The 23,795-nt window shown below is 73.0% G+C and carries 17 protein-coding genes; 12 read left to right on the top strand and 5 right to left on the bottom strand.

Annotated elements, in window-relative coordinates; genetic code table 11:
- The first annotated feature begins 139 nt into the window (after positions 1 to 139).
- Complete coding sequence (locus WMF39_RS20180; protein WP_437747116.1) at positions 140 to 1,186, top strand: hypothetical protein; 1,047 nt, start codon at positions 140 to 142, stop codon at positions 1,184 to 1,186.
- A gap of 48 nt (positions 1,187 to 1,234) precedes the next feature.
- Here the strand turns inward: WMF39_RS20180 and WMF39_RS20175 are convergent, their stop codons facing one another.
- Positions 1,235 to 2,722 carry a hypothetical protein gene (locus WMF39_RS20175; RefSeq protein WP_437747115.1) on the bottom strand — a complete coding sequence of 496 codons (1,488 nt, stop codon included), beginning with the start codon at positions 2,720 to 2,722 and terminating at the stop codon, positions 1,235 to 1,237.
- 140 nt (positions 2,723 to 2,862) lie between these two features.
- Here WMF39_RS20175 and WMF39_RS20170 point away from each other — a divergent pair, with 140 nt between their 5' ends.
- The 8 genes from WMF39_RS20170 to WMF39_RS20135 all read left to right on the top strand — a co-directional run bounded on the left by WMF39_RS20170 (position 2,863) and on the right by WMF39_RS20135 (position 10,970).
- Positions 2,863 to 3,402: a hypothetical protein gene (locus WMF39_RS20170; protein ID WP_437747114.1), complete on the top strand. Its 540-nt coding sequence runs from the start codon at positions 2,863 to 2,865 to the stop codon at positions 3,400 to 3,402.
- A 39-nt stretch (positions 3,403 to 3,441) separates the two neighbouring features.
- Entirely contained in the window at positions 3,442 to 5,871 is a 2,430-nt protein-coding gene (locus tag WMF39_RS20165; protein WP_437747113.1) for a DEAD/DEAH box helicase, read from the top strand.
- 224 nt (positions 5,872 to 6,095) lie between these two features.
- Positions 6,096 to 6,785: a hypothetical protein gene (locus WMF39_RS20160; RefSeq protein WP_437747112.1), complete on the top strand. Its 690-nt coding sequence runs from the start codon at positions 6,096 to 6,098 to the stop codon at positions 6,783 to 6,785.
- Between the two features lie 593 nt (positions 6,786 to 7,378).
- On the top strand, positions 7,379 to 8,728 hold the full coding sequence (locus WMF39_RS20155) for an STAS domain-containing protein (protein WP_437747111.1): 1,350 nt from the start codon (positions 7,379 to 7,381) through the stop codon (positions 8,726 to 8,728).
- A 23-nt stretch (positions 8,729 to 8,751) separates the two neighbouring features.
- On the top strand, positions 8,752 to 9,147 hold the full coding sequence (locus tag WMF39_RS20150) for an STAS domain-containing protein (RefSeq protein ID WP_157906757.1): 396 nt from the start codon (positions 8,752 to 8,754) through the stop codon (positions 9,145 to 9,147).
- A complete protein-coding gene (locus WMF39_RS20145) occupies positions 9,128 to 9,913 on the top strand; it encodes an anti-sigma regulatory factor (protein ID WP_437747110.1) in 786 nt (261 codons plus the stop codon). Before WMF39_RS20150 ends, WMF39_RS20145 begins: the two co-directional genes overlap by 20 nt.
- Complete coding sequence (locus WMF39_RS20140; RefSeq protein ID WP_437747109.1) at positions 9,910 to 10,494, top strand: SpoIIE family protein phosphatase; 585 nt, start codon at positions 9,910 to 9,912, stop codon at positions 10,492 to 10,494. Before WMF39_RS20145 ends, WMF39_RS20140 begins: the two co-directional genes overlap by 4 nt.
- On the top strand, positions 10,491 to 10,970 hold the full coding sequence (locus tag WMF39_RS20135) for an ATP-binding protein (RefSeq protein ID WP_437747108.1): 480 nt from the start codon (positions 10,491 to 10,493) through the stop codon (positions 10,968 to 10,970). Before WMF39_RS20140 ends, WMF39_RS20135 begins: the two co-directional genes overlap by 4 nt.
- Before the next feature lie 58 nt (positions 10,971 to 11,028).
- Here the strand turns inward: WMF39_RS20135 and WMF39_RS20130 are convergent, their stop codons facing one another.
- Together WMF39_RS20130 and WMF39_RS20125 are read right to left on the bottom strand one after the other, a co-directional pair.
- The gene (locus WMF39_RS20130) at positions 11,029 to 12,054 is read right to left on the bottom strand and encodes a tetratricopeptide repeat protein (RefSeq protein WP_437747107.1); all 1,026 of its coding nucleotides are present in this window, start codon (positions 12,052 to 12,054) and stop codon (positions 11,029 to 11,031) included.
- A gap of 302 nt (positions 12,055 to 12,356) precedes the next feature.
- Positions 12,357 to 14,282, bottom strand: a complete 1,926-nt coding sequence (locus WMF39_RS20125; protein ID WP_437747106.1) for a L,D-transpeptidase — start codon at positions 14,280 to 14,282, stop codon at positions 12,357 to 12,359.
- A gap of 284 nt (positions 14,283 to 14,566) precedes the next feature.
- Between WMF39_RS20125 and WMF39_RS20120 the strand changes: the two genes are divergently transcribed.
- The 3 genes from WMF39_RS20120 (at position 14,567) to WMF39_RS20110 (ending at position 17,647) form a co-directional block, all read left to right on the top strand.
- Positions 14,567 to 15,931, top strand: coding sequence for a hypothetical protein (locus tag WMF39_RS20120; protein WP_437747105.1), 1,365 nt, complete (start codon positions 14,567 to 14,569; stop codon positions 15,929 to 15,931).
- Positions 15,932 to 16,073: 142 nt separating this feature from the next.
- A complete protein-coding gene (locus tag WMF39_RS20115; protein WP_437747104.1) occupies positions 16,074 to 17,345 on the top strand; it encodes a hypothetical protein in 1,272 nt (423 codons plus the stop codon).
- A gap of 53 nt (positions 17,346 to 17,398) precedes the next feature.
- Complete coding sequence (locus tag WMF39_RS20110; RefSeq protein ID WP_437747103.1) at positions 17,399 to 17,647, top strand: hypothetical protein; 249 nt, start codon at positions 17,399 to 17,401, stop codon at positions 17,645 to 17,647.
- A gap of 17 nt (positions 17,648 to 17,664) precedes the next feature.
- Here WMF39_RS20110 and WMF39_RS20105 read toward each other — a convergent pair whose 3' ends face one another.
- Both WMF39_RS20105 and WMF39_RS20100 read right to left on the bottom strand, forming a co-directional pair.
- A complete protein-coding gene (locus WMF39_RS20105; protein ID WP_437747102.1) occupies positions 17,665 to 19,380 on the bottom strand; it encodes a hypothetical protein in 1,716 nt (571 codons plus the stop codon).
- Positions 19,381 to 19,587: 207 nt separating this feature from the next.
- On the bottom strand, positions 19,588 to 23,712 hold the full coding sequence (locus WMF39_RS20100; protein WP_437747101.1) for a hypothetical protein: 4,125 nt from the start codon (positions 23,710 to 23,712) through the stop codon (positions 19,588 to 19,590).
- Between the last annotated feature and the right edge of the window lie 83 nt (positions 23,713 to 23,795).

Genomic DNA, 23,795 nt, shown 5'->3' with positions numbered 1-23,795 from the left:
GGCGCGACGACAAGCCCGAAGCGGGCAGGGGCGCGCTCCCGCCCTGTGCGCGTGTGCGAAACCGTGCGCGCGGCGAGCCCGCGCCGTGGGTCACGGTCGTGGCGACGAACCGAGGATGCGCCACTATTCTGGACCACCGATGCCAAGCCGGTTGCCCCCGATCGACATCTGCCTCGGCTGCGGGACGCGGCGGCGATGTGGCCCCGCGGACCCCTGTGCTCGCTGCGGCGAGCCGCCCCACCGCGCCGTGTGGCGGCGGTCCGAGCCGCGCGGCGCGTCGCCGAAGATCGAGCTGTTCCTGAGCGCGATCACGAGCGGGTTGCTGCTCGCGTACACGGCGCTCTACGGGCTGCTCCTCTCGGGCCTGGCCGGGGCCGCGGACGACTCCCTCGCGGCCGCCGCGCTGTTCGCGGCGAGCGTTCTGCTCGGCGCGAGGCTCGCGCGGTGGATCGTGCGGTCGCTGTTCGATCTCTGGGGCACGACGTGGGCTTACTGCTCGGCCGACGGCGCCCGCCGGGGGACCGTGCGCACGCTCCTCCGGTGGTACGGCGCCGGCGAGGGCGTGAGCCTGACGGGGTTCCACCCGACGAGCCCGGGCTCGACGCTCTTCTGCTCCTCGGACGCGATCGAGGCGGGGCTCCCCGTCGTCGCCGCGAACCTCTCGCGCATCGCGGGGGCGAAGGGCGGCGACGCGTTCTCGCCGTTCGAGGTGCTGATGCTCAGCGCCTTCACGGGCCTCGTCGCGCGCGGCGAGGCGACCATCAGCAGGGCCACGGCGGTGCGCTGGCGGAAGGGCTGGCTCGGCGCCGCGCGGCGCGGCGCGCCGAAGCCGATCTTCACGATCGAGCGCTCCGGCGATCGCGAGGAGGGCAGCGCGATCGAGCGCGAGATCCTCGCGGCGCTGCAGGCCAAGGCGGACGGCCTCGCGCTCCTCGCGGAGCCCTCGCCGCCGGGGGGCTACCGCGACGCCGCGTGGCGGCCGCCGCCCGCGCGGCTCTGCATCGAGGAGGTGCTGTGCCCCCGCGCGCTCGCGCTGGCGGCGAGGGCGCTCCGGAAGGAGCCCCGCGGCGGCGCGCCGGTCGCGGTCGCCGCGGCGCTCGACGAGTTCGGCAAGCGCGACCCCGCCCGGATGAACCACCTCCGCGTGCTGCTCGCGGAGCAACTCCGCCGCGCGTCGTCGGCGTGAGCGGCGCGTGAGCGGCGCGTGAGCGGCGCGTGAGCGGCGCCGCGGCGCTCAGTGCCAGACGCCGATGCCGGCGCTCACGCTGTCATAGCGAGGCGCGAAATCCATCGACGCCTGCAGCGTCAAGGCGGTGTCTGGGATCAGGCCCCAGAAGGTCGTCGAGAGCACGCGGACGTCCGCGCCGAACGTGAAGTGCTGCCGGCCGACACGCCCGCTCCCCAGGCGGCTGAAGCGGTTCGGCTCGTAGTAGCTGCCGAATCGCGTGTGCACGCGGCCCGGGATCGGCTCCGTCTCGATCCCGAACCGCGGCGAGAAGCTCACGTGCGCGCCCGAGGTGCCCACCGCCGACGGGCCGTGCTCGCTCCCGGGCTGCTTCTGCGCCAGGAAGCGCTCCAGGCTCACCCCGTTCGACACCGGGCCCGTGACGAGGAGCTCCGCCGTGATGAGCAGGTGCTCGCGCGGCCAGTTCCAGTAGCGCGCGCGCCGCTCCGCCTCGAGGATGGCCGGCCCCGCGGCGAGCTCGCGCTCGTCGGCGGCGCGCTCGCGCGCCCTCTCTGTCGCGAAGACGCGCTCGCGCCGCGCGCGCTCCTCCGGGTCGTCGATGGCGCCGAGCTCGCGCTCCCTCCGCTCTTCCCGCGCGGCCTGCCTGCGCGCGACCGCCTCGCGGAGCTCCCGCTCCTGGACGTGCGGGTCGATCCACGCCGGGTTGAGCGGGCGCGGTCCGACCTGCACGGCGAGGCCGACCTCGAGCTCCCAGGGGAGGACGACCTCGTTCGGCAGGATCAGCCCGCCGGCGCGGCGGACCTGCCCGTCCATCACCACGCCCTCGCCGAGCAAGCCGCCTCCGTTCACCGGGAAGCGGAACGTCGCGCCGAGCCTGTAGGACGCCCAGTCGGGGCGCACGAGCACCCCGAGCTCCGGAGAGATGCCCGCGATGGTCAGGTCGGTCTGCTCGGCGCCGAGGTTGAGCGTCACCGCGCGCGCGCCGGCGCCCAGCACGAGCGCGTCGCCGAGCAGGCGGACGCCGCCGAGGAAATGGTACTTGCCGATCACGACCGTGGTCTCGGCGCCGGCCTCGTCCGTCAGGGAGTACCGTTGCAGCTCGGCGTTGACCCCGACGCCGAAGTCGCCCGCCTGGAGCTGGCCGCCGAGGGTCAGGTACACGAAATTCGAGTAATCGAGATCGATGTCGCCGCTGTTGTCGAAGTCGTTGTTCTCGAAGAGCTCGATGGGCAGCGAGATCGACGCGGCCACGTCCCACTCGAGCCAGCGCATGCTGAACGGCTCGCGGAGCGCGGGCGCCGCGGCGTTGGCGACCATGCCGGCGATCCCCTCGGCGTAGCCGGCGTAGGCGCCAGCGATCCCGGTCACGCGCAGCGGCGCCAGGATGGGCCCCTGGAAGAGGTCGATGGTGTAGGCGTTGTCCTGGAGCGGCTGAGCCAGCGCGGCCCCGGGCGGGCCCAGGACGAGGGCCAGCGCGGAGAGCGCCGCAGCGGATCGGCGGGCGATGATGCGGAGCGCCGCGGTCCTGTCGGTCACCTCGCGCTGCTCCCGTCCAACAGCATCTCGTCGCGCCCGCGGCGAGGTGATAGCACTGGCCCGCACGGAAGGGACCGTGGAAGCGGAGCCCGACCGTCGGCGGCCGCGCACCCCTGCCCGCCCTAGGAATCGCAGCTCCCATGCCCGCTCAAGCTCCCGCGCCCATCGCTCCCGCCCCGGCCGTGCCGGGGACCGAGGCGCGAGCGCGCCCTCTTGGAGCGCGGCGCCGCCCTGGCGGGCCTCGCGCCCGTGGCCGGCGCATCGCCCTGGTCGCGTACTACAGCTTCGCCGCGCTCATCATCGCCTCGTGCACCCTCCAGCTGATCCGGCAGGTCTTCTTTCTGCCGGCCGCGCCGTCGCCCTACGCGAGCTGCGAGGAGGGCCTCCTGGCGCTCGTCCGGGCCGTCGAGCACGCCAGGGAGGCCGCCCCCGGGACCGACGGGGAGGACGCCGCCCTCGCCCGCTTCAGGAGCACGCTCGCTCCGGCGTGGACCTACCGGGACGGAGTGGCCGCCTCGTGCCGGGGCTCGGAGGACAACGAGCGCGCTCTCGACGCCATCGAGCGGCTCCGCTATGCGGAGGAGCACGCAGCGCGGCGCGAGGCAGGCGATCTGGCTCCGCTGCGGCGGCGGGTCCGGGCGATCGTCGATGGCCAGCTTGGGCCCGCGTCCCCGAGATAATACCCCGACGCGGCGATCACGCAGGACGATATGACCGACATGACCGTTCCTTCTCCCCCTGCCGCAGTGGCGGGTGAAGCGCAGACCGGCGACAAGCCCCAGCCGCCGCCTACCTTCGATGTGCTCCCTCTGTCGTCCGAGCTGCGCGAGACCCTCGCGGAGATTGGCTACGTCCACCCGACGCCGGTGCAGCTCGCCGTCTGGGAGCCGGTGACGCGCGGGCGCGACGCGGTCGTGCAGGCGCGCACCGGCACCGGCAAGACGGCGGCCTTCGGGCTCCCGATCGTCGATCATGCCGTGAAGCGCTCGCTCGCGCAGGCGCAGGTGCTCGCGCTGTGCCCGACGCGGGAGCTCGCGCTCCAGGTCTCGGCGGAGGTCGAGCGCCTCGGCAAGCGCAAGGGCATCAAGGTGGTCGCCGTGTACGGCGGCGCGCCGATGCAGCGGCAGATCGACGCGCTCGCCGCGGGCGCGCAGGTCATCGTCGGCACGCCGGGCCGCGTGCTCGACCACCTGCGCCGCGGGACCATCGTCGCCAAGCACATCCGGCTGCTCGTGCTCGACGAGTGCGACGAGATGCTCTCGATGGGCTTCGAGCGCGAGCTCACCGCGATCCTCGCCGAGCTGCCGCCGGAGCGGCAGACGCTGCTGTTCTCGGCGACGCTCCCGCCCGACATCGAGCGCATCGCGCGCAGCAAGCTGCGCTCGCCCGAGTTCATCACCCTCTCGGGCGACGCCGTCGGCGCGCTCCAGATCCAGCACTACGTCTACCTGATCACGGGCGACAAGCTGACCTCCCTCGTCCGCATCATCGAGGTCGAGAACCCCGAGAACGCGGTCGTCTTCTGCAATACGAAGGACGAGACCGAGGCGGTCGCCGGGGCGCTGAAGCGCCAGGGCTACGACGCCGACTGGCTGAACGGCGATCTGCCGCAGTCCGATCGCGAGAAGGTGATGAGCGCGACGCGCGAGGGGCGCCTGCGCTTCCTCGTCGCCACCGACGTGGCCGCGCGCGGCATCGACATCTCGCACCTCACGCACGTCATCAACTACGATTTCCCGCAGGACGCCGAGGCGTACGTGCACCGCACCGGCCGCACCGGCCGCGCGGGCCGCACCGGCACGGCGATCGCGCTGATCACGCCGCAGGACGTCGGGCCGCTCTACATCCTCCGGCTGACGTACAAGATCCGCCCGCTCGAGAAGCAGCTCCCCACGGAGGGGGAGCTCAAGACGCGCGCCGAGGCCGATCTCGTCGCGATGCTCGCCGAGGCGTTCCTGTCGAAGGGCACGCACCGCGACGATCTCTCGCTCGCGCGCCGGCTGCTCACGCACGACCAGGCCGAGGCGATCGTGGCGGGCCTCCTGCGCGATCACCTCGGCGCGCGGCCGACGGCGCAGGAGGAGGCGAGCGCCGCGCGGCGCGCCCAGCAGCCGCAGCGCGCGGCGGCGCGCGAGAGCGAGGGGCGCGGCACGGATCCGTCGACGAAGCCCGAGCCCGCGGCGCGCGGGCGGGCGGCGCGGGAGGCGATCCCCCGCGCGGCCGACTCGGCCGAGCCGCGCTCGCCCGAGACGGAGCGCAGCGAGCGCGAGCGCGAGCTGGCGCGTGAGGGCGATCGGGATCGCGGGCGAGAGCGCGATCGGCGATCGCTGCGCCTCCGCCGGGACGAGGGGCGGCGAGGCCCTCGCGGCGCGGACGCGCCCGGGGGGGAAGAGCCGCGCCGGCCCGAGGGGGCGCGGGCGCGCGACGACGGCCCCGTCTCGGTCGAGCCGCTCACGCGGCCGGAGCCGCTGATGCGGATCGAGCCGCCGCGAGCCGAGGGCGGGTCGGGCCGCGGCCCGGCGGAGCGCCTGCGCGATCGACCCGCTGCGACGCTGCTATCGGCGCGCCGCGGCGCTGGCGCCGCTGGCGCCGCCGGCGCCGCGCCGGGCAGGCCTCAGGGCGGCGCGTCGGGACAGCCGTTCTCGCGCCACGCCGACTTCACCATGTGGCAGCCGCCCGAGGAGGAGGGCGACGACGAGCCGATCCTCGGCGAGCCTCCGTCTCCGGCGCCCGGCTCGCCGGTGTCGCGTGGCGGCGAGCGCGAGCGCACGAGCGGCGCCCTGCCGTCGGCCACCGGCGAGGCCGCGGTCGAGATCGAGAGCGGCGAGGCCGGCGAAGCGCCGCGCGCCGAGCCCTCGCGCGACGAGGCGGACGGAGAGTTCGTCGAGGTCTTCATCAACCTCGGCCGCCGCGACGGCGCGCGCGCGGCGGATTTCCAGCGCGCGCTCATCGAGCGGGGCGGGATGGCCAAGGGGGACATCCGGCGCATCCGGGTGCGCGAGCGCAACGCGTTCGTCAGCGTCCCGAAGGCCGAGCTCGCGCGGGTCGTGGCGACGCTGAACGGCGCGACGATCGCGGGCAAGGAGGCGCGCGCGGAGCAGGCTCGGGAGCGCACGTCAAGCGCCGAAGAGGTGGCGGAGGACGCCTGAGCGCGGGTCGCGCGGATCGACGCAAGAGCGTCTGTCCGCTGCCACATGGCGGCGGAGCGGGCTCCACGCGGGCGTTTCAAGCGGTTCCGCGCGGCGCACGACACCGCCTGGCGGCGCAGGTCGATGGTACGTCGGTGGGGGCTTGCGTGCGACGTCGTCCAGGCGTCGCCGCTCGGCGCGCAACGCGCTAGCCAAGCTCGCCCACTGGTCGTATCACGGAAGGGATGGGGCGCAGTGGAGCGGAGGACATCGACCGGCTTCGACGGGACATCGATCGAGCGCTTGCTGACAAGCTCGATGCGGACAGGGTGCTCCCGCTGCTCGCGCGCCTGGCCCGCGCGACGGCGCCCGGGAGCGAGCCGTGGCTCTACGCGCACCGCCACCTCGCGGAGATGGGTGTGGAGCACGATCCGTGGCGCGCCGCGCTCTTCGCGCGCCGCGTGCTGCAGTTCCACGAGGAGGACGACGGCGCCTGGGCGGTGCTGGGCCTGGCGCAGTCGCTGCTCGGCAACTACCGCTACGCCGCGCGCGCCTACGAGCGCGCGCTGGCCATCGCGCCCGAGAATCCGTGGTACGCGCACAACCTGGGGCACCTCTACGACGTCGCGCTGAACCGCCCGCACGACGCCTTGCCGCTCCTGGCGCAGGCCACCGAGGCGCAGACAGGCGAGGCCGACATCGCCGCGAGTTACGCGCACGCGCTCGCCCGATGCGGCAAGCTGGTGCTCGCCAAGAAGATCTTGAAGCGCGCCATCCGTCACGGGGCGACCGCGGACCAGATGGCGCTGTGGCGCTGGCTCGACGCGGGTGCCCCGACCACGGGCGAGAGCGGCCCAGACCCTCGGCGCCCGGCCGACTCGAAGCGCAAGGCCAAGCGACGGCGCGCTCGCGAGCGTCAGAGCCTCGGCGATTGAGGTTGAGCGACCCGCGCGCGGCTGTGATCACGCAATCCGCGCTGGTGACCGGCGCGCGTCGCATGGGGGGAATCTCACGTGAGCTCCGGCCCTCTCCATCCGCACATCCGAGGAGCGGAAGCAGGAGGTGCGCGCCAACCGAGCTCGGCTGCGCTGCGGCGCGGCATAAGCTGCTGCTGGCGTGCTCGATCGTGACGCGGGGCACGGGAGCGGTTGTGCGGGCACGGGCTACCTCGGCTGGGCGACGGTGGATGCCGTCGCCACAAGCGACACGCATGGCTGACGCGAAGCTTGACGGTGGGTTGCCCGGTTGGCGATAAGCTGTGTTTCTCGACTGGTGCTGGACACGGTCCCCGCTTGGGACAGGGCACCCTGCGAGGAGAAGAAATGAGCGTCACGAGCGTGCAAAGGACGGACAGGACGGCGAAGAGCCACGCGCTCTCCGCGGCCGTCTCGTTTCGCCCGCGCGGCTCATCCTCCCGGCGCGCGCATCTGGAGCAATCCTGCAAGGGGATGCTCCGCGCCGCGCACCGGAGGGACGCGCTGCCTGGCGCCACGCACGGCGCGCGCGGGCTTACGACGGGGAGTTCGCGATGAGCGAAGAAGCTCTGCGGCAAGAGATTGCGAGGCTCACGGAGCGCGTCGCGACGCTCGAGCAGCAGATCGAGGGGCACGAGCGCGCGGCGAAGGAGCAGGCCGCGCAGCTCGACCGGGCGGCGCGCGAGGCGCGCGAGCGCGGCGAGCAGCTGGCCCGAGCGGACGAGGAGCTGCGGCGACAGGCTGGCATCTTCAAGCTCGTGCTCGACAGCATGGCGGACGGCGTCGCCGTCGTTGACGACAGGGGCGAGCTCCTGATGCGCAACCCGGCCGCGGAGCACATGCTCGGCCGCGCGCCGCTCGACCTCACCTCGGGGGACGACGCGGGGCCCGGCGACGCCACGCTGTTCTTCCCCGATCGCGCGACCCCCTGGCCGATATCCGAGCACCCGCTGTCGCGCGCGCTGCGCGGCGAGACGGTCGATCAGATCGAGCTCTTCGCGAGGAAGTCCGCCGACCAGGACGTGCGGGTCGCCCGCCGATCCAACGGCATGGCGGGCGGCGCGATGCCGACGCTCGCGCCCACCGCGGGGCCGCAGGGGGACGACGTCGAGCCGCGGTCGGTCCGCGTGCCGTCGGTGTTCTCCGAGCCGCGCATCGAGACCGGCCCGGTGTCCGGCCTGTTCCTGACGGTCAGCGCCAGCCCGATGCGGGGCAAGGACGGGGCGATCTCCGGCGCCGTCGCCGTGTTCCGCGACGCGACCGAGAAGAAGCGCCTCATCGAGGATCTCGAGGCGAAGAACCGCGACCTCGTGGAGAGCGAGAGCGCCAAGAGCGAGCTCGTCGAGCGGCTCCGTTACGCGATCGACGAGATCTCGACGCCCATCCTCGAGCTGTGGGACGACGTCCTCGCGCTGCCGATCATCGGCGTCGTCGACTCGCGCAGGAGCGCCCAGATCATGGAGCGGCTGCTCGACGAGATCGTTCGCCGCCAGTCGCGCTACGTCATCATCGATGTGACGGGCGTCGAGGTGATCGACACGCGGACGGCCGACCATTTCATGAAGCTGATGAAGGCGGTCGAGCTGCTCGGCGCGCGGTGTCGGATCACCGGGGTCAGGCCCGCCGTCGCGCAGACGATGGTGGAGCTCGGCATCAACCTCGGCACCGTGCGCGCCGCGCGCAACCTCAAGCATGCGCTGCGCGAGAGCATGGCGCTCGCCGGCCAGAAGCCGACGCCCGCGTCCCTCATGGGGACCCGCCGCGGCGCGGCCAAAGATAACGAGAAGCAGACAGGACAACCGTTCACACCTGGCGGCCCGCGGGCCGCCTTCGATCCGTCGGGCAGCGGTGCAATGACCACGACACAGCTGCAGCTCAGCGCGAGGAAGGAGACGTCCACTTGATGCAAGCGGGTAGGGTCCCCATCGTGGGCCTCTTCGGGAACTTAATCGTCTCGGTGCAGGGCGGGCTCACCGACGGCCAGGTGGAGCAGCTGCGCGACGACGTGACCGGGTCGATCGAAGCGCGATCGCCCCGCGGCCTCATCGTCGACCTCTCCGGTGTCGAGATTCTCGATAGCTATCTCACCCGCGCCATCCGTGACATCGCGCTCACGGCCCGGCTGATGGGCGTCCGGACGGCGGTGTGCGGCTTGCGCCCCGCGGTCGCGATCGCGCTCGTGGAGATGGATCTCGAGATCCCTGGCGTGGTGACGGCGCTCAACCTGGAGCGCGCCGTCGAGATGCTCGCGCCGTCCGCGGAGGACGACATGATGCCGCCGGAGCTCACGAACGAGGTGTCGCATGAAGATCCCTCCTCGTGACGGACCGCCCTCCAGCGGCGGCGCCACGGGGCCGCCGTCGAGCCGGTCCAGCGGACCGGTGTCGACGCGCTTGCCGGGTACGCCGCAGTCGGCGCGCGGCCCCGTGCCGTCGTCTCCGCAGATCGTCGGCCGCTCGATCACCGATCAGATCGAGACGGTGCTGGCGCAGTTCCTCTCGCCTGCGGTGAGGAAGAGCGTCATCGACTGCGGGATCCGGCAGGCGAAGGTCGATCCGCTGGTCGCGCGCGAGGGTGATCTCCGGCGCCTCCTCGTCGAGGTCAAGCGCGGGGTGAAGCTGTTCGTCCGCGACCAGGCGCAGCTCGATCGGTGCATCTCCGAGCTCGGTGAGCTCGACCACGCTGCCCCTGCGCCGCGCGAGATCACCATCGATGTGCGCAACGAGGAGGACGTGCTGCGCGCGCGGTCAGCCGGCCGCGAGCTCTGCATCGAGCACCTCGTCAGCGACGTCCTGCAGACGAAGATCGTCACGGCGATCTCCGAGCTCGGGCGCAACATCGTCAGGTACGCGGGCAGCGGACAGGTCGTCGTCCGCTCGCTCACCTCGCCGATGCGCGCGATCGAGATCGTCGCGCAGGACAACGGGCCTGGGATCACGAACCTGCCGGAGATCCTGAGCGGCAAGTACCGCTCGCGTCACGGTATGGGCGCGGGCCTCCGCGGCACGAAGGCGCTCATGGATGCGTTCGACGTCAAGACGGCGCCAGGCGCGGGGACGACCGTGACGGTCAGGAAGTACCTCGGATGACGGTTGCCATCGGGACCGCGTGCTGCGTCGCCGCCGGCGAGGAGATCGCCGGCGACGAGGTGGTGGTGGTCCGACATTCCCCGTGGGTGCTGATCGGCCTCGCCGACGGGCTCGGTCACGGTCCCCACGCCGCGCAAGCGGCTTCCGCGTTCTGCCGCTACGTGGAGGACCACGCGTCGATGCCGATCGAGGATCTCTTGACCGGGGCAGGGGAGCAGCTCGCGTCGACGCGCGGGGCCGCGGCTGCGCTCCTGCGCATCGACGAGAGCGTGGGCGAGCTCGAGTTCTCGGGCGTCGGCAACATCGCGATGAAGGCGATCACGCGGACGGCCATGCCCAGCTTCTGCTCGGCGGGGATCCTCGGGCGGCGCGTGCGGCGGCTCCGCAGCTTTCGCTTCCCCATATCGCCTGGCGATGTCGTCCTGCTCCACTCCGACGGGATCTCCAGCGGCTTCGATCTCGGCGCGTTCCGCGACTTCGATCCCGAGGAGATGGCGCGCCGGATCGTCGACGCCCACAAGAAGTCGTTCGATGACGCCACGTGCGTCGTCGCCGTGGTCCGCGACAGGGGCGCGGCGTGACGCAGCGGTCCCCGCCCGCGTTCAGCATCCCCGTCACGCGCGAGGAGGATCGCTTCGCCTGCGCGGCCGAGGGCGCGCACATCGCGCGCTGGGCAGGGCTCTCGGAGCGCGCCCAGCACGAGCTCGCGATCGCGATCGCCGAGCTCGTGTCGAACGCGGTGCGCCACGGCGGCGGCGGGAGCATCAGCATCCGCGCGATCCGCGACGACACGCAGGCGGGCGGCGGTCGGTGGGGCGTCGAGGTGATCGTGCGCGACTCCGGCCCAGGCCTGGACCCGAAGCTGGCGCTGCTCGAGGACGTCGGGCCGAAGAGCGATCGCGGCCCGTCCTCGTCGAGCTCTGCGCGGCTGACGCCGAGGATGCCCGGTCAGGGGCTCGGCGTCGGGCTCGGCGCCGTGCATCGGCTGATGAGCTCCGTCATCATCCGTTCGTCACCCGGCATCAGCACAGAGATCATCGCCGTCAAGTGGAAGTAAGCGGCGCCCCGCGCGCGCACGCGGCGCGGCGGTCGCGGCGAGGAGCGCCCTCGCTCGATCAGTTGAGCTCTTTCTCGGTCCGCTCGTTCTGCTCGGCTTCGAGGAACGTCGCGGTGATCTCGCGCTCGAGCGCCAGGTTGATCTCGCGCTCCAGCGCCTCGATGCTGCCCGCGAGGCGGGCGACGTTGAGGGCGTAGACGAAGACCCGCGCGCACGGGTGGACCTCGGCGCTGCCGCGGAGGCCCCGCTCGCGCTCGTCGGCGTTGAGGCCGTCCAGGAGGACCAGCGCGCGGGGATCGACGCCTTCGGCCACGAGCTCCATCCCGGGCACGTCGGAGATGTAGAGCTCCGCGCCCTCGACGTAGCGCCGGAGCACGGGGTTGAGCGCGGCGACCGTCTTCTGGGCCAGCGTCACGAAGCCGTCGCGGCTCGGCGCCCAGGGGGGCATGCCGAGCTCGACGTCGAGCTCACGGGAGCGCAGGAAGGCCTGCGTCGCCCCGCGGACATCGCCCCGCTCGTCGCGGATGAGGCCGAGGTAGTAGTGGGCCTCGGCGTGCCGCGGGTCCTTGAGCGCTGCCTCCTCGATGAGGGCGGCGGCCTTGTCGGCCTGGCCGATCTCGTAGAACGCGCGGCCCACGAGGAAGGTGTGGTTCGGGTTGTCGTAGGGGCCCTCGGGGATCCTCGCCGCGACCTGGGCCGCCTCGTCGAGATCTCCCTTGCCGAGGAGCGCGTCGAACTTCAGGAGGAGCGCGTCGATGATCTCCTCGTCGACCTCGGCCAGATCGAGCGCCTGGTCGCACATCTCGATCGCCTGGTCGAAATCGCCGAGCGGGTGGATGTAGACCTCGGCGGCGTTGAGCATCGCCTCCAGGTAGGTGTCATCGAGGGCGATCGCCTGGCGGTACGCCTCGATGGCCTCCTCGCCCTCGCCCTCGAGGGCCGCGACGAAGCCGAGCAGGTTGTGAGCCTCCGGCGAGTTCGGATCTAGCTCGAGCGCCCGCCGGGCCGACGCCTCTGCTCCGCGCGTGTCCCCGCGCTGGACGAGATCCCACCCGCGGTCGAGGTGCGCCGAGAACTGGTCCATGGCGGCTCCACAAGTGTGCGAAGGGGAGCCCCGAGTCAAGAGGGAGCCCTGTCAAAGCGACCGTTCAAGCTGTTCCGAGCACGGCCCGCCCGGATTTCCAGCAACCGGCGGAGGCAGGGTGGCAGGCGGCAGGCCCGCTGGCGAGTCCAGGCGAGGCGAGGCGCGGCTCCGGCGCGCTCTCGTACCACGCGTCGCGGCGAGCCCGGTCCGGCCGCTCCCGGGCGGCCCGCTCGATGGGGAGCGCACGGTGTTGCTGCGTCCTCGTCGCGCGGCCGCGCGCGCCGAGCGGCCGCGCGGCCCGCTCACTCGTGGATGGACACGAGCGTGCCGCGGTTCTCCGGCGTGGCCCAGACCCCGTGCCAGCCGCGCGGGAGCCTGGGCTCGCTCCAGAAGAAGACCTTCTTCGCGTCGAGCGGCGAGAGGTTCACGCAGCCGTGGCTCATCTCCCGGCCGAAGTTTCCGTGCCAGAAGGCGCCGTGGAGGGCGTACGAGCCGTCGTAATACGCGACGAACGGCACGTCTTCGATGCTGTACGGCAGATCGCCCGCGACCGTGCCGTCGCCGTCCATCGTGGTCGCGACGTGCTTCTCGCGGATGCGGAACACCCCCGTGTGCGTGGGGTGGTCCTTCTTCTTGTCCTTCGAGCGCCTCCCCGGCGAGATGAGCGCCGCGAAGACGGGCTTGTCGCCCTCGATCGCGACCAGCGTCTTGCGCGACAGGTTCACGTCGATCCACTTCTCGCCCGGCGCGAGATCCGGCGGCGGGGCGCCGAGATCGGTGTACGTCCCGTCGGCGCCCTTCATCCACCAGCCCTCGGTGGTCTTCCGGTACACCGTCGACTTGTGGGTGTGGCTCTCGCCCGTGAGGCCGAACGCCGCGAAGCGATCGAGCGAGCCGGCCACGGAGACGGACTTCTTCTCGGCGTCGAACTGGTACTTGCTCGCCGACTTCGCGAGGATGAAGCCGACCGACTTCGCGCCCTCGGGGAAGTCGATGCCCTGCGAGGCCGGCGGCTTGATGATGTACATGCGGTCGCTCGGCGCGACGAGGCCCGCGGTCGTCTTGTACCAGCTGCGGCCGTTCCAGCCGAAGGTCTTGTCGACCGCGACGAAGAAGCCCTTGACCATCCGCTTCGCGACCGTCGAGTCGGCGTCCTTGTCGAGATCGGCGAGCGTGACGTTGAGCGGCCTGCCCTTCTCGTCGACGTTCTCCCACCAGGGCTTCTCGGGCTCCTCCTCGACCGGCGCCGGCGCGATGCCGAGCGACGCGGCCGCGGCGACGGCCGCCGCCTTGTCCTCGACTGCAGCCGGATCCGCGGCGACGGCGGCCACCGGCGCGGGGATCGCGGCGGCCTCGGCGCTCGCCGCGGCGCGAGCGGCGGCCGCCGCGGCGACCTCCTTCTCGGTCTCCTCGTACAGCGCCTCGGCGCGCTGCTTCTCCTCTTCCTTCCGCTTGCGCTTCGAGGACTCGAGGTACGGCTCGTAGCGCGTCATCTCGTCCTTCGAGGGGACGGAGCGGTAGAGCGGCGTGCCGTGGGTCGTGTTGAAGGCGTACTTGTACGGGAGGACGTCGTCGAGGTTCGGCGGCGTGATGCCGAGGCGGACCTGCGGGTTCGAGAGGTCCGTCGTGGCCGACCTCCCGCAGACGTAGCCGCCGTCGAGGAGGCGGTACCAGCCCTTGGCGCAGCTCCCGCCCTTGATCGGCTTCGGATCGACCGGCACCTTGCCGCCGAGCCGGATGTAGCCGAGCCGCTGCTTGGAGAACTCCATCGTCGGATAGACCGCCGCCTGCGGCACGATCGAGCCGAGCAGCGGCCCCGTGTACGGCTTGTCGGGCGCGGGCGGCTCCGGGGCCTCCGAGGGCGCGGCGGTCGGGGCCTCCTTGGGCGCCTCGGCGGACGCGGCGGCGCGCGCCGAGGGCGCGGGGCGGGGGAGGGACGACGTCCGCTCGGGCGGGGAGGCGCCTTCGGTGGAGGGGCCGGGAGGGGCCTCGCCCTGGCAGCCGCTCGCCCACGCCGCGGTGCCGGCGAAAGCCGCCGCGGCGATGAACCCGAGCGCGCTGGACACGAGCGAGGTGCGCGCGACGCCGCCTCCGCCGGCGCGTTCGGCGCGTCCGGCGCCCGGCGCCGGTTGCGGGTTCCGCAGGTCGTCGGTGCGGACGTTGCCGCTGCCGTGCGATCGTGCGGGGTCCTTCTGCCCGCGAGGGCGGGGCGCCTGAGAGCGGTTCATCGCATCCACAGCGTTGGGCGAGGACCGGCCTTCCCGATCCTCGCGGTCTGATGATCGACCCGTAGGGTCGGGTCGGCTCGGCGGTCTTAGTACCTGGTCACTCACGTGTCGATCCACTTCTCTGCGGAGCGCGCGCCCCTCGAGCTGACGACGGCGGACGCCGGGGCAGGCGGCATCGCATGACCATCGCTTGAGCGAACGACGTGCCACGAAGCCGCGACGCGCGGCGCGGGCGCGCTCCGGGGCATGGATGCCGTTCGGACGGCTGCTGCTAGGGTACCGCCGTGGCGGAACGGACCCCGGGGCGTGGCTTGAACAACACGACGGAGGTCCAGCGCGTGGGCCGTGGCACCGCGGTCGTCCCGCTCGTTCGCGCCGCATCCAGGCGGGCGCTCGTCACCGCGGCCGTCGTCGCGGTGCTCCTGCACCTGCCCCTGCTCCCGACCCCGCTGTTCGCGTGGCTCGACGCGATGTTCGCGCTCCGGGGCGAGCTGGCCGACTACGACGCCGGCGAGACGATCGTGCCGATCGATCTCGATCTCCTCGCGGACGACCCCAGCGCGGTCGCGGCGGCGCCCTCCGCGAGCGGCGGCGAGGGGGCGCCTTCCGGGGCGGGCGCCGCAGCGCCGGCGACGCCGTCGCCCGCGACGCCGCCCGCCGCGTCGGCGAGCGCCTCGCCGGAGGCGCCGGACGCGGGCGCGCCCGAACGGCCGCGCCGGAAGCCGCCGGGCGACGCAGGCCCGGACGCGTCTGGCGATGGGGGCACGGAGAACGACGGCGACCACCCGAACCTGCGGACCCCGCTGAGCGCGGCGGGCGCGCCGGGCAAGCTCGCGTCGAAGGACCCGAACGTCCAGGTGCTCATCGCCGGCGACCGGCTCCGCAACCACGAGCTCGGCGCGTGGTTCGGCCGGATCCTGACGACCATCCCCCAGTGGCAGTCCTTCTTCAGCGACACCGCCGTCGACCCGATCCGGGACATCGACCACCTCCTCATCGCCGGGCCGCAGCTCCGCGACTCCAGCAAGGTCGTCGCCGTCATGGACTACCGGGCGCCCGAGGAGACCATGCGCGCGGCCGTCGATGTCATCGTGCAGCGGTCGAACGGCTCGTGGATCGAAGACGCCCCCGTCCCCGCCGCCCGGGCCACCGCCGACCGCAGCAAGCGCATCTTCGCGATGGTCCCGGACCGGCGGCTGCTCGTGGTCCTTCCCGCTGCTGAAGAAGATCAGCTGTCCAAGTTGAAGTCCATGAAAGGATTCAACAAATCTTCAGCTGCGGGCATCGTCATCTCGATGCTCACGCCCGCGAACGCGTTCCGCGGGGTCCAGGCGGTCCCGCGCAGCCTCGCCTGGATGCGCCTCACCGTCACGCCGACCAAGGACGGGGGCGCGGACCTCGCCCTCACGGCGGGCGATGAATCCGCTGAAGATGCGCTGGTTCACGCGCAGGAGCTCACGAAGACCTTGAACGCGATCCGGACCATCGACCTGGGGATCACGAGGATCGATGTAGTGGATGAGATCGCCTTCAACACCGACGGGAAGGTCATCTGGTCGAAGCTCCACGTCACGAACCGGCAGCTCAAGCTGATCATGGGCTTCGTGGAGAAGGCGCTCCTGGAGCAGGGCGGCGCGCGGAAGCCGTAGCGCGCGGGGCGAGAGCGGCCGCGCCGGGGCGAAGGCGGCCGCGCCGGGGTCAGGGGGGCCGTGCCGGGGCGGAGCGCGGCCCGGGCCGCGCGGAACACTAGCCAAAGCGGCGGCGTTCAGTTAATCCGACCAGCCCGCGCCGATGACGCCCGAACACTCTCCGTACGCCGTGCTCGATGAGCTTGCCGGACACCCCCGCGGCGACGACCTCGCGCGGGTCGTCCACACCGCGGCCTTTGCCGCCGCGGACGAGCGGCGGACGACCCTGGAGGGCGGCCTCGCGGAGCTCGTCGACCGGGCGGGCCTGTCGGTCGCCGACGCGGAGACCCGGTTCGGCAACGTGGTCCGGGCGCTCGAGCGCGGCACGAGCGAGGGCGCGGGGAGCGCGACCCGTGTGCTCCTGGCCACGCTGCTCGCGCGCGGGGTCGCGCTCTCGCCGCCCGACGGGCCGGAGGCGGAGGGCCGCGTCGCCGAGGCGCTCGTCTGGCTGGCGACGTACACCTCCGTCGACGCGCTGACCGCGCTGGACGCCGCGCTGGGCGACCGCGCTGCGGGCCTCTGGCGGTCGATCGCCGCGCTGGTCCGGCGCGCTGACCAGGGCGCGCTGCCGCAGCTCGGCCGGGCGGGCGCGATCATCGCCGCGGCGGCGCTGCGGGGGAGCGCCTCGCCCGACGCGCGCGCCGAGGCCGCGGCGCTGGTGGACGACGTGCGCGATCCGATCGTGCGCTCGCTGCTGCGCGACGCGCTGTCGCCCGGCAGGCGGCCGAGCCGCGCGCCGAGCGCCAGCGGGGCCGCGCAGGAGGGCGCCGGGGCGACCGGGGACGAGAGATGGGCGCCGGAGCGCGACGGCGGGGTGACGGCGCGGCTCGCGGGCGAGCTGTCACCGCCGCCGCGCGGGCCGGTGGCGCTCGTGCTGCTGGCGGCGACGGGGATCCTGCTCGTGATGCACGTCCTCCGGCTCGCCGGGCGGTTCCTTCTGCGGTACCGCCGGCCCGCCGCGCTGGAGGTCGGCCCGAAGGGCGTGACCGTCCGGAGCCGGACCGAGCTGTTCGGCCGGACGCTGAAGGAGCGGGAGACGTACATCCCGGTCGAGGCGCTCCTCCGGGCGACGCGCGAGGTGCGCTACCCGCGGCTCGCCCTCTACACGGGGCTCGTCGCGCTGGGGCTGGGGACGTACCTGGGCGTGTCGCTGCTCGTCGACGGCGCGCGCGCGGGCTCCCCGGAGCTGCTCGGCATGGGCGCGCTCGTCTTCGCCTTCGGCGCGGCGCTCGACTTCGGGCTGTCGCACCTGGAGACGGCGACGCGCGGCCGCTGCCGCGTGGTGCTCGTCCCACGGAAGGGCCCTGGGGTCGCGCTCGCGGGGATCGAGCGCGACGCTGCGGACCTCGCGCTGGGCAAGCTGCCGCGCGTCTGAAACTTGGCCGGGTCGCGCCGCCTCCGCTAGCCCGATCGGGCGAGGTGATGGCGATGCGCTCGAAGACCGAAGCGATGGCGGGGCTCAGGCGGATGCTGCACGACATGCTGACCGCGCGGGAGGGCGGGGAGAGCGCTCCCCGCCTGGCGCGGGTGAAGGGCTGCGTCGACGGCGCGATGCGCGCGCTGCTCGACAGCGGGCAGGCGACCCGGCAAGAGCTCCTCGATCTCGTGGCCGCGGAGCGCGCGCGCGTGAGCGGCCCGGCGACGGCGGAGATCGGCGCGATGTCGCTGAGCGCCTGACGGCGCGGCGGCGCCGATCACGGCTGCGGGCAGCTCTGGTTCGTGGCGAAATCCCAGCAGGCGCCGCTCACCCCGGCCGCGCCGTCGCTTCCGGGGGAGCCACCGAGACCGGCGGAACCGCCGTTGCCAGCCGTGCCTCCAGTGAACGGCACCTCGGTGGCCGCGGGGCTCGGCGTGACCTGGTAGGCGATGCCCACCGCGTGGCCGCCTCGGCCGCCGCCGCCAGGGCCGCCATCGCCGCCCGCACCGCCCTTGCCACCCATGCAACCCGCGAGCGAGCCAGCGCCGGAGACGCGACTCCCCCCTTTGCCCCCCATGCCGCCCTCGCCGCCGGGGCTTCCACCTCCGCCCTCACCTCCATGGCCCGCCTTGCCGACGGCGATGGTCACATCGGTCAGCGCCAGCTTGGTCCCCAGGCTGAGGATCCCGATGCTCGACCCGCCGGCCTTGCCACCGCCGCCTCCCGTTCCACCGCAGCCGCCGGCCCCGCCGCCGCCGCCGCTGGCGCCCGCGCCGTCGATGTAGCTACCCCCGCTGGACATGCAGAAACGTCCTGCTTTCGCGCCGCCTCCTCCACCTCCGCCTTGACCGCGCGTCCCGCCGACGCCTGCGCCGCCGTCACCTCCGGTGATGCTGGCCAGCGTCAGCGTGGTGCCGTTGCCAGCTGTACCAGCGCCGCCAGAGGCGCCCCTCGCGCCGCTCGCGCCGTCCCTGCACTCCACCGTCTCTCCCGTCTCTCCCGTCTGCCCGTGTCCGATGCCGCCGATGCCGGATGCGGGCGGGGAGGCCGCACCAGGCGCGCCGTCGCTGCCGGTCTGCCCGCGCCCTTCATCTACAGCGGGCTGTCCACCCAGGCCGCCGGCGCCGCCGCTCGTCTCGCCATCCGCGCACGTCGTTACGCCGGGCTGGCCGCTGTAGACCGCCACGAGGCACGCGCTCGAGACGTCCTCCAGCGCGTCCGCGCCATCCTGCACGACCTCCGGCGTCTCGCCGCTCGCGCCGTTCACCCCGTTCCCTGCGATCACGTCGACCTGCTCGAGCTGCGCGTCGATGTCCGCGACCGCCACGCCGATCGACGATCCGCCCGGAGCCGTCGCGTTGGCCGCGCTGATCGTGAAGCTCCGCACCCGCGTCCCGCCCGCGTCCTCCGTCAGCGTGAGCGTCACCTTGTTCCCGGGCCCGCCGATGGCGCTCCGCGCCGCCGGGCTCCACGTCCAGCCTGCGCCGCAGTCGAAGCCGCCGATCACCTCGACGGCCGCCCTGACCGTGACGCTCTCCTCGAATACTCCGCTCGAGCACGCCAGCACCCGCTTGCCGTTCGCGTTCGCGAGCGCCTCCGAGAGCGACGCGTACGGCCTGGCCTTCGTCCCATCTCCTCCGGACGCCGCGACCGCGCTCGCGAACACCGCGCACCGGTCCACCACCGTGCTCGCATCCTGGGTCGGGTCCGGCTCGCACGTGGGGCCAGGGCCTTCGCCGCCGCCCGTCGTTTCGGGGGGGCAGTACCTCGAGTCTTCCTTGCAATCCTCGGCGTAGGACAGCGGCCAGCACCCGGCGAGGTGCAGCGCCGCGACGGCCGACGCGGCGGGAAACAGCCACAGCGAGAACGGGACGCCGATCCGCCGCCGCGCGGCGCGCTGCGCGGGCGCGCCGGCCTGGTCCTGCGCTCCACCGGACGGCGCAGGGGATGCGTTGCTCACCGCGTTGCTGCTCGTTCGTTCCGTCGCTCTCATCGTCCCAAGCCTTTCCTGTGACGCTTCGCTCTGCCTGCAGATCCTCGCAGAAGACGCACCCGCGCCCTGGCCGCGCCGACCCGGGAGCATACCCAGTCGGCGGATCGCCTGCTCAACGGCGATCCGTCGGCCGAGCGCTCCAGGGGGACGCCGCACGCGGTGATCCTGTCGTCTCGCGGCCCAGGCGCTCGCGCTCCGGCGCGCGCTTCAGGGGGTGACGAGCGCCACGTCTCCCTTCGTGGTCTGTCCGCCGACGCGCCACCAGTTCGCGATGAGCAGCCGCCCGTCCACCTCCACGATGCGCGAGAAGGCGCCCGCGAGCCCCTCCTGCTCGATCTCCTGGATGAGCCAGCTGTGGCCGTCGCCGCTCTTCGTCCCGATCGCGAGCCGCAGGGTCCCGCTCGTCGCGTCCTGGTAGCTGATGCGCACCTCCCCGGCCGCCGTCACGAACACGTTCGCGTCGTCGCCGATGAGGTGCTGCCCGTCCTCGAAGGGGACGCCCTCGATCCCGAGCCCGTCGTCCGCCACCTCGGAGGGCTCGACCTCCGTGCCTCCCTTCACCCGAGCGTACCGCAGCCCCTCCGAGCGGCCGTCCGCGTAGGCGAGGTGCCAGTCGCCGGCGCGATCGATGAACAGCGACGTCCCCATGCCCACGTCGCCCGTGTCCGTCCCGTCCGGCGCCGCGCCGTCCACGATGCGGGTCTCCCACGCGCCCATCGACCTCGACGCGATCACCACGTCGCCGTGGATGCGATCGTAGAACGCCAGGCCGAACCCGGCGGCATTGTCGGGCGCCATCGCGATGTAGTCGCCGATCGCCTCGGGGTACGTCTCGATCCGGTTGCCGTCGGAGGTCGCTGCGCACGCCGGCGAGCCGCCGTCGTCGATGCACGCCTGCCCGGAGGCGCACCCCGGCTCGCAGTCGCCGGCCGCGAGCGGCGTCGCGCAGCGCCCCGTGCTCCGGATGCACTTCGCCCCGGCGCCGCAGAGGAAGGCGCGGCACGGCGTCGCCTCGTCCTTCGCCACGTCCTCGAACCGCCACGCGCCCTCCCCGGGCGTGGCGCTCTCGCCGGTCGCGATCCGGACGCTCGACGTGACCGCACCGCCCTCGCCCGGCTCCATCGCGAGGTAGGCGATGACGGGCGACCCCTTCACGAAGAGCAGCTTCGCGTAACGGCCGATGTCGCTGCTCGGCGCCTGCTGCACGAAGCTCACCGCCCACGTGTCGCCCCGCCGCTGCGCGAACTTGAGCGCGCGGTTCGTGCGGTCGTAGTAGGCCACCGCCGGCTCGCCGTCCGGCCCCACCGCGATCGACGTCCAGAGGCCGACGTCGTCGCCGGGGTCGGTCTGGCCCCCGCGGAACCCGCTCACGTCGAACCGGGCCGGGTCGACCGGGGGCTCCGCGGGCACGCCGTCGATCGCCTCCCACGCGACCGCCTCGCCGTCCCACGTGCCGACCACGAGGTCGCCCCACGCGAACGCGTTCCGCCAGTCGGCCTCCGCGTAGCCGGCGACCCAGACCGTGCGCTTGTCGGCGGCGACCGCGACCGAGGTGTACGCGCCGATGAGCCCGTGCTCCAGCGTCATGCAGTCGGGCGCGACGCACCCCGGCTCCACCTCCTCCGGCTCTTCGCTGCACGAACATCCGGCGTGCGAGCCGAGGAGCGCCATGACGGCGACCCCGGCCAGCGCGCCCTTCACGCCCCGCGCACCGCGCTGCGCGGGGCGCCGAGGCGACGGGCCCCGGTCGCCGCGCCGCGCGAGCCGCAAGGCCGCCGCCGCGACGGCGAGGCCGAGCCAGCGGACGCCCGACGGCGTCTCGCCGGCGCCGCCAGCCATGACGCAGCCGCAGCCCGCCGACGGGTCGACGGGGACCCGGCCGCGGAGGATCGCCTGCCGCGCCGTGCCGAGGTTCCCCTCCTCGTCCACGGCCTCGACCTCGATGTCGACGGCGTCACCGACGTCCACCGACGTCGTCTCCGCCGCCGTCGACCACGGGGACCACGCGCCGTCGTCGAGCCGCACGCGCACCTTCGCGCGCGCGGCGTCCGAGACCCGATCGCGCACCTCGAGCGGCGCCCGGCCGTCCACCGCGGCGCCGATGGCGATGACCGGCGGATCGACGTCGACCACCATCTCGACGGTCGCCGGCGTGGGATCCAGCGACAGGGGAGCGCCCGCGATCCGCGATCGCACCGAGATCACGTGACGCCCCGGGAGCCGCAGCCACTCGTCGCGCAGCTCGACGATGCGCTCGCGCGTGAACGGGCGCCACACGCCGCTGTCGATGCGGTACGAGTACTCGACGGCCCGCGTGCCGTCGTCGAGCGGCGAGTTCATGACGAGCCGCGCCGTCGGCCCGTTGTCGCGGGTCATCGTGGGCAGGCGGAGCCCCTCGGCGCGCACCTCCTTGCGGCTCAGCTCGGCCTGGGTGTCGCTGCTCGGCGAGCGCTGCTGCGCCGTCGTTCCGAACGCCGCGAAGATGCCGAGGTAGTTGTCCTGCCCCTTCGTGAGCTTCCGCAGGCCGGGGGAGCCCGCGCCCTCGGCCGACTCCGGGATCACCAGCGAGAGCCCGAGCGCGGAGAGCGGCCCGTCGAGATCGATCGCCGGGATGCCGCCGCCGATCAGCTGCCCGAGCTGACCGCTGAGGAGGCCGCCCAGCGCCTCCGCGATGTTGTCGGGGTTCTCCCGGAGCAGTCCGTTGTTCGTCACCTCGCCGTTCTCGACCCTGAGCGCCTCGATCACCGGCGTGAGCCCCTCGGGGGTGACCGAGAGGTTCATGGGCACATCCACGTCGAACGTCGCCGTCATGAACCGGATGAACCTGTCGAGCGACCAGACGTAGAAATCGAAGCTCGCCCGGTCCAGCTGGACGCGGATGAGCGGGTCGTCGCTTCCGTTCGTGCCATTGCCAAACGTGAGCCGAGGCGGCGCCTGCGGGCGGATGACGACCGCGACTTGCTGCGACTCTCGCTGCAGCGCGAGATCTTTTGCGGAGGGGGCCAGCAGCCCCAGCGTGCCAGAGTTGAGAAGAGGCACGGTCTCCGTGGAGATCCCGAGACAGAGCAGGCCGCTGTTGTAGAGACCGTTCATGGCATAATTCGCGAAGCGCTCGGAGATCGCGAGACCGACGTGGGGGCCGGGAAGGTCTGCTGGCCAGTCGGAGACGGTGTTGGCGACGAGCTCATCGGGAATCGGGATGCCCGCCGGGAGCGCCATGTTCGACAGCGGCACACATTTCGATGTCGGCACCGGCTCGGCGCCGCCGTAGAGGCCAAGGGTGAGCCCGTTGCCGACCGGGTTGAGGTCGCCCCACGCGAGATCGGAGCCGTCGTCCCGCTCGCTCGTGCCGCCGCCGGCGAGCAGGAGGTCGAACCCGCCCTGCGTGCCCGGGGAGATGCTCGCGAGCAGCCGGCCGAGATCGATGTGGCCCTCGACGCCGAGCAGGATCGAGGCGCACTCGTCGTTCGCGTGCGTGCCGTAGCGGCAGACGCCGCCGATGTCGTTCGTGCCGTCGGGGCAGGCCGGGTCCTGCGTCGGATCCGCCTTCAGACAGAGCTGCTGGTCGAGCTGGGCCTTCAGCGTGTCAGCGAGCGAGCCGGTCAGGAGGGGGAGGACGATTGGGCTCAAGAAATCGAGGATGTCGCCGGCGACGGAGTCGCCGCAGTCGAGCTGCAGCCTCGACTCGAGCTGATCCTCGTCGATGCCGAGCCGGACGATCTTGACGCGGGAGTAGCCCTGCCGCGAGTGCTGCGGATTCACGTCGATCTCGACCGAGAGCTCGACGTCGAGGTTGATGTTCGTGAAGGTCTGGTCGTCGGGCGGGCACGCGTCGTTGCCGTTGAGGGTGGCGATGACCGTGCTGTCCGTGACGAGGAAGTCGATCAGGATCGGGAGGTTCTGCAGGCGCACCGGCAGAGACCCCCGGATTCGCAGGTTGTGCGGGGTCCGCGGTTCGAGATGAAGCGCCGCGCTCCCCACGTCGATCTCCGCGGTGCACCTCGGCGGGCTCGCGTTCGGGTCGGCTCCACCAGGACAGACCGTGTAGTCGACCAGCGCGGACCCGGAGGACCGGGGGATCGGGAAGGTGATGATTCCACCGTCCCCACCCCCGAGGAGCGCGCGCCCGAGGACACCCAGGTTCTGCTCGAGGAACTCGACGCCCGACTGCGTGAGCCGCGCCGCGCCGGCGTTCTCGATGCGGTCCGCGGGCTTGAAGCCGGCGGGGAGGGGGGTCATTCCACAGCCGGCGCACCCGCCTCCCGAAGCGGCACATCCGGCGATGACGAGGAGAACAAGGATGGCGGAGAAATGCTTGATGACGCGGGGCATAAGGAACCCTCCGGGGGAGCACGACCCGCAGCGCCGCGCCCGCTGGGCGCGGGCTTCAGGACGCCACGACAGATCGTACGCTC

Source organism: Sorangium sp. So ce1504 (genome assembly GCF_051521635.1).
Taxonomy (GTDB): domain Bacteria; phylum Myxococcota_A; class Polyangia; order Polyangiales; family Polyangiaceae; genus Sorangium; species Sorangium cellulosum_B.
This window is presented reverse-complemented; position numbering and strand designations above follow the sequence as displayed.

Coding starts and splice junctions, on each gene's coding strand:
- WMF39_RS20180 (WP_437747116.1), top strand. CDS start 140: ATGCCAAGCCGGTTGCCCCCGATCGACATCTGCCTCGGCTGCGGGACG.
- WMF39_RS20170 (WP_437747114.1), top strand. CDS start 2,863: ATGCCCGCTCAAGCTCCCGCGCCCATCGCTCCCGCCCCGGCCGTGCCG.
- WMF39_RS20165 (WP_437747113.1), top strand. CDS start 3,442: ATGACCGTTCCTTCTCCCCCTGCCGCAGTGGCGGGTGAAGCGCAGACC.
- WMF39_RS20160 (WP_437747112.1), top strand. CDS start 6,096: ATGGGGCGCAGTGGAGCGGAGGACATCGACCGGCTTCGACGGGACATC.
- WMF39_RS20155 (WP_437747111.1), top strand. CDS start 7,379: ATGAGCGAAGAAGCTCTGCGGCAAGAGATTGCGAGGCTCACGGAGCGC.
- WMF39_RS20145 (WP_437747110.1), top strand. CDS start 9,128: ATGAAGATCCCTCCTCGTGACGGACCGCCCTCCAGCGGCGGCGCCACG.
- WMF39_RS20140 (WP_437747109.1), top strand. CDS start 9,910: ATGACGGTTGCCATCGGGACCGCGTGCTGCGTCGCCGCCGGCGAGGAG.
- WMF39_RS20130 (WP_437747107.1), bottom strand. CDS start 12,054: ATGGACCAGTTCTCGGCGCACCTCGACCGCGGGTGGGATCTCGTCCAG.
- WMF39_RS20125 (WP_437747106.1), bottom strand. CDS start 14,282: ATGAACCGCTCTCAGGCGCCCCGCCCTCGCGGGCAGAAGGACCCCGCA.
- WMF39_RS20115 (WP_437747104.1), top strand. CDS start 16,074: ATGACGCCCGAACACTCTCCGTACGCCGTGCTCGATGAGCTTGCCGGA.
- WMF39_RS20110 (WP_437747103.1), top strand. CDS start 17,399: ATGCGCTCGAAGACCGAAGCGATGGCGGGGCTCAGGCGGATGCTGCAC.
- WMF39_RS20105 (WP_437747102.1), bottom strand. CDS start 19,380: ATGAGAGCGACGGAACGAACGAGCAGCAACGCGGTGAGCAACGCATCC.
- WMF39_RS20100 (WP_437747101.1), bottom strand. CDS start 23,712: ATGCCCCGCGTCATCAAGCATTTCTCCGCCATCCTTGTTCTCCTCGTC.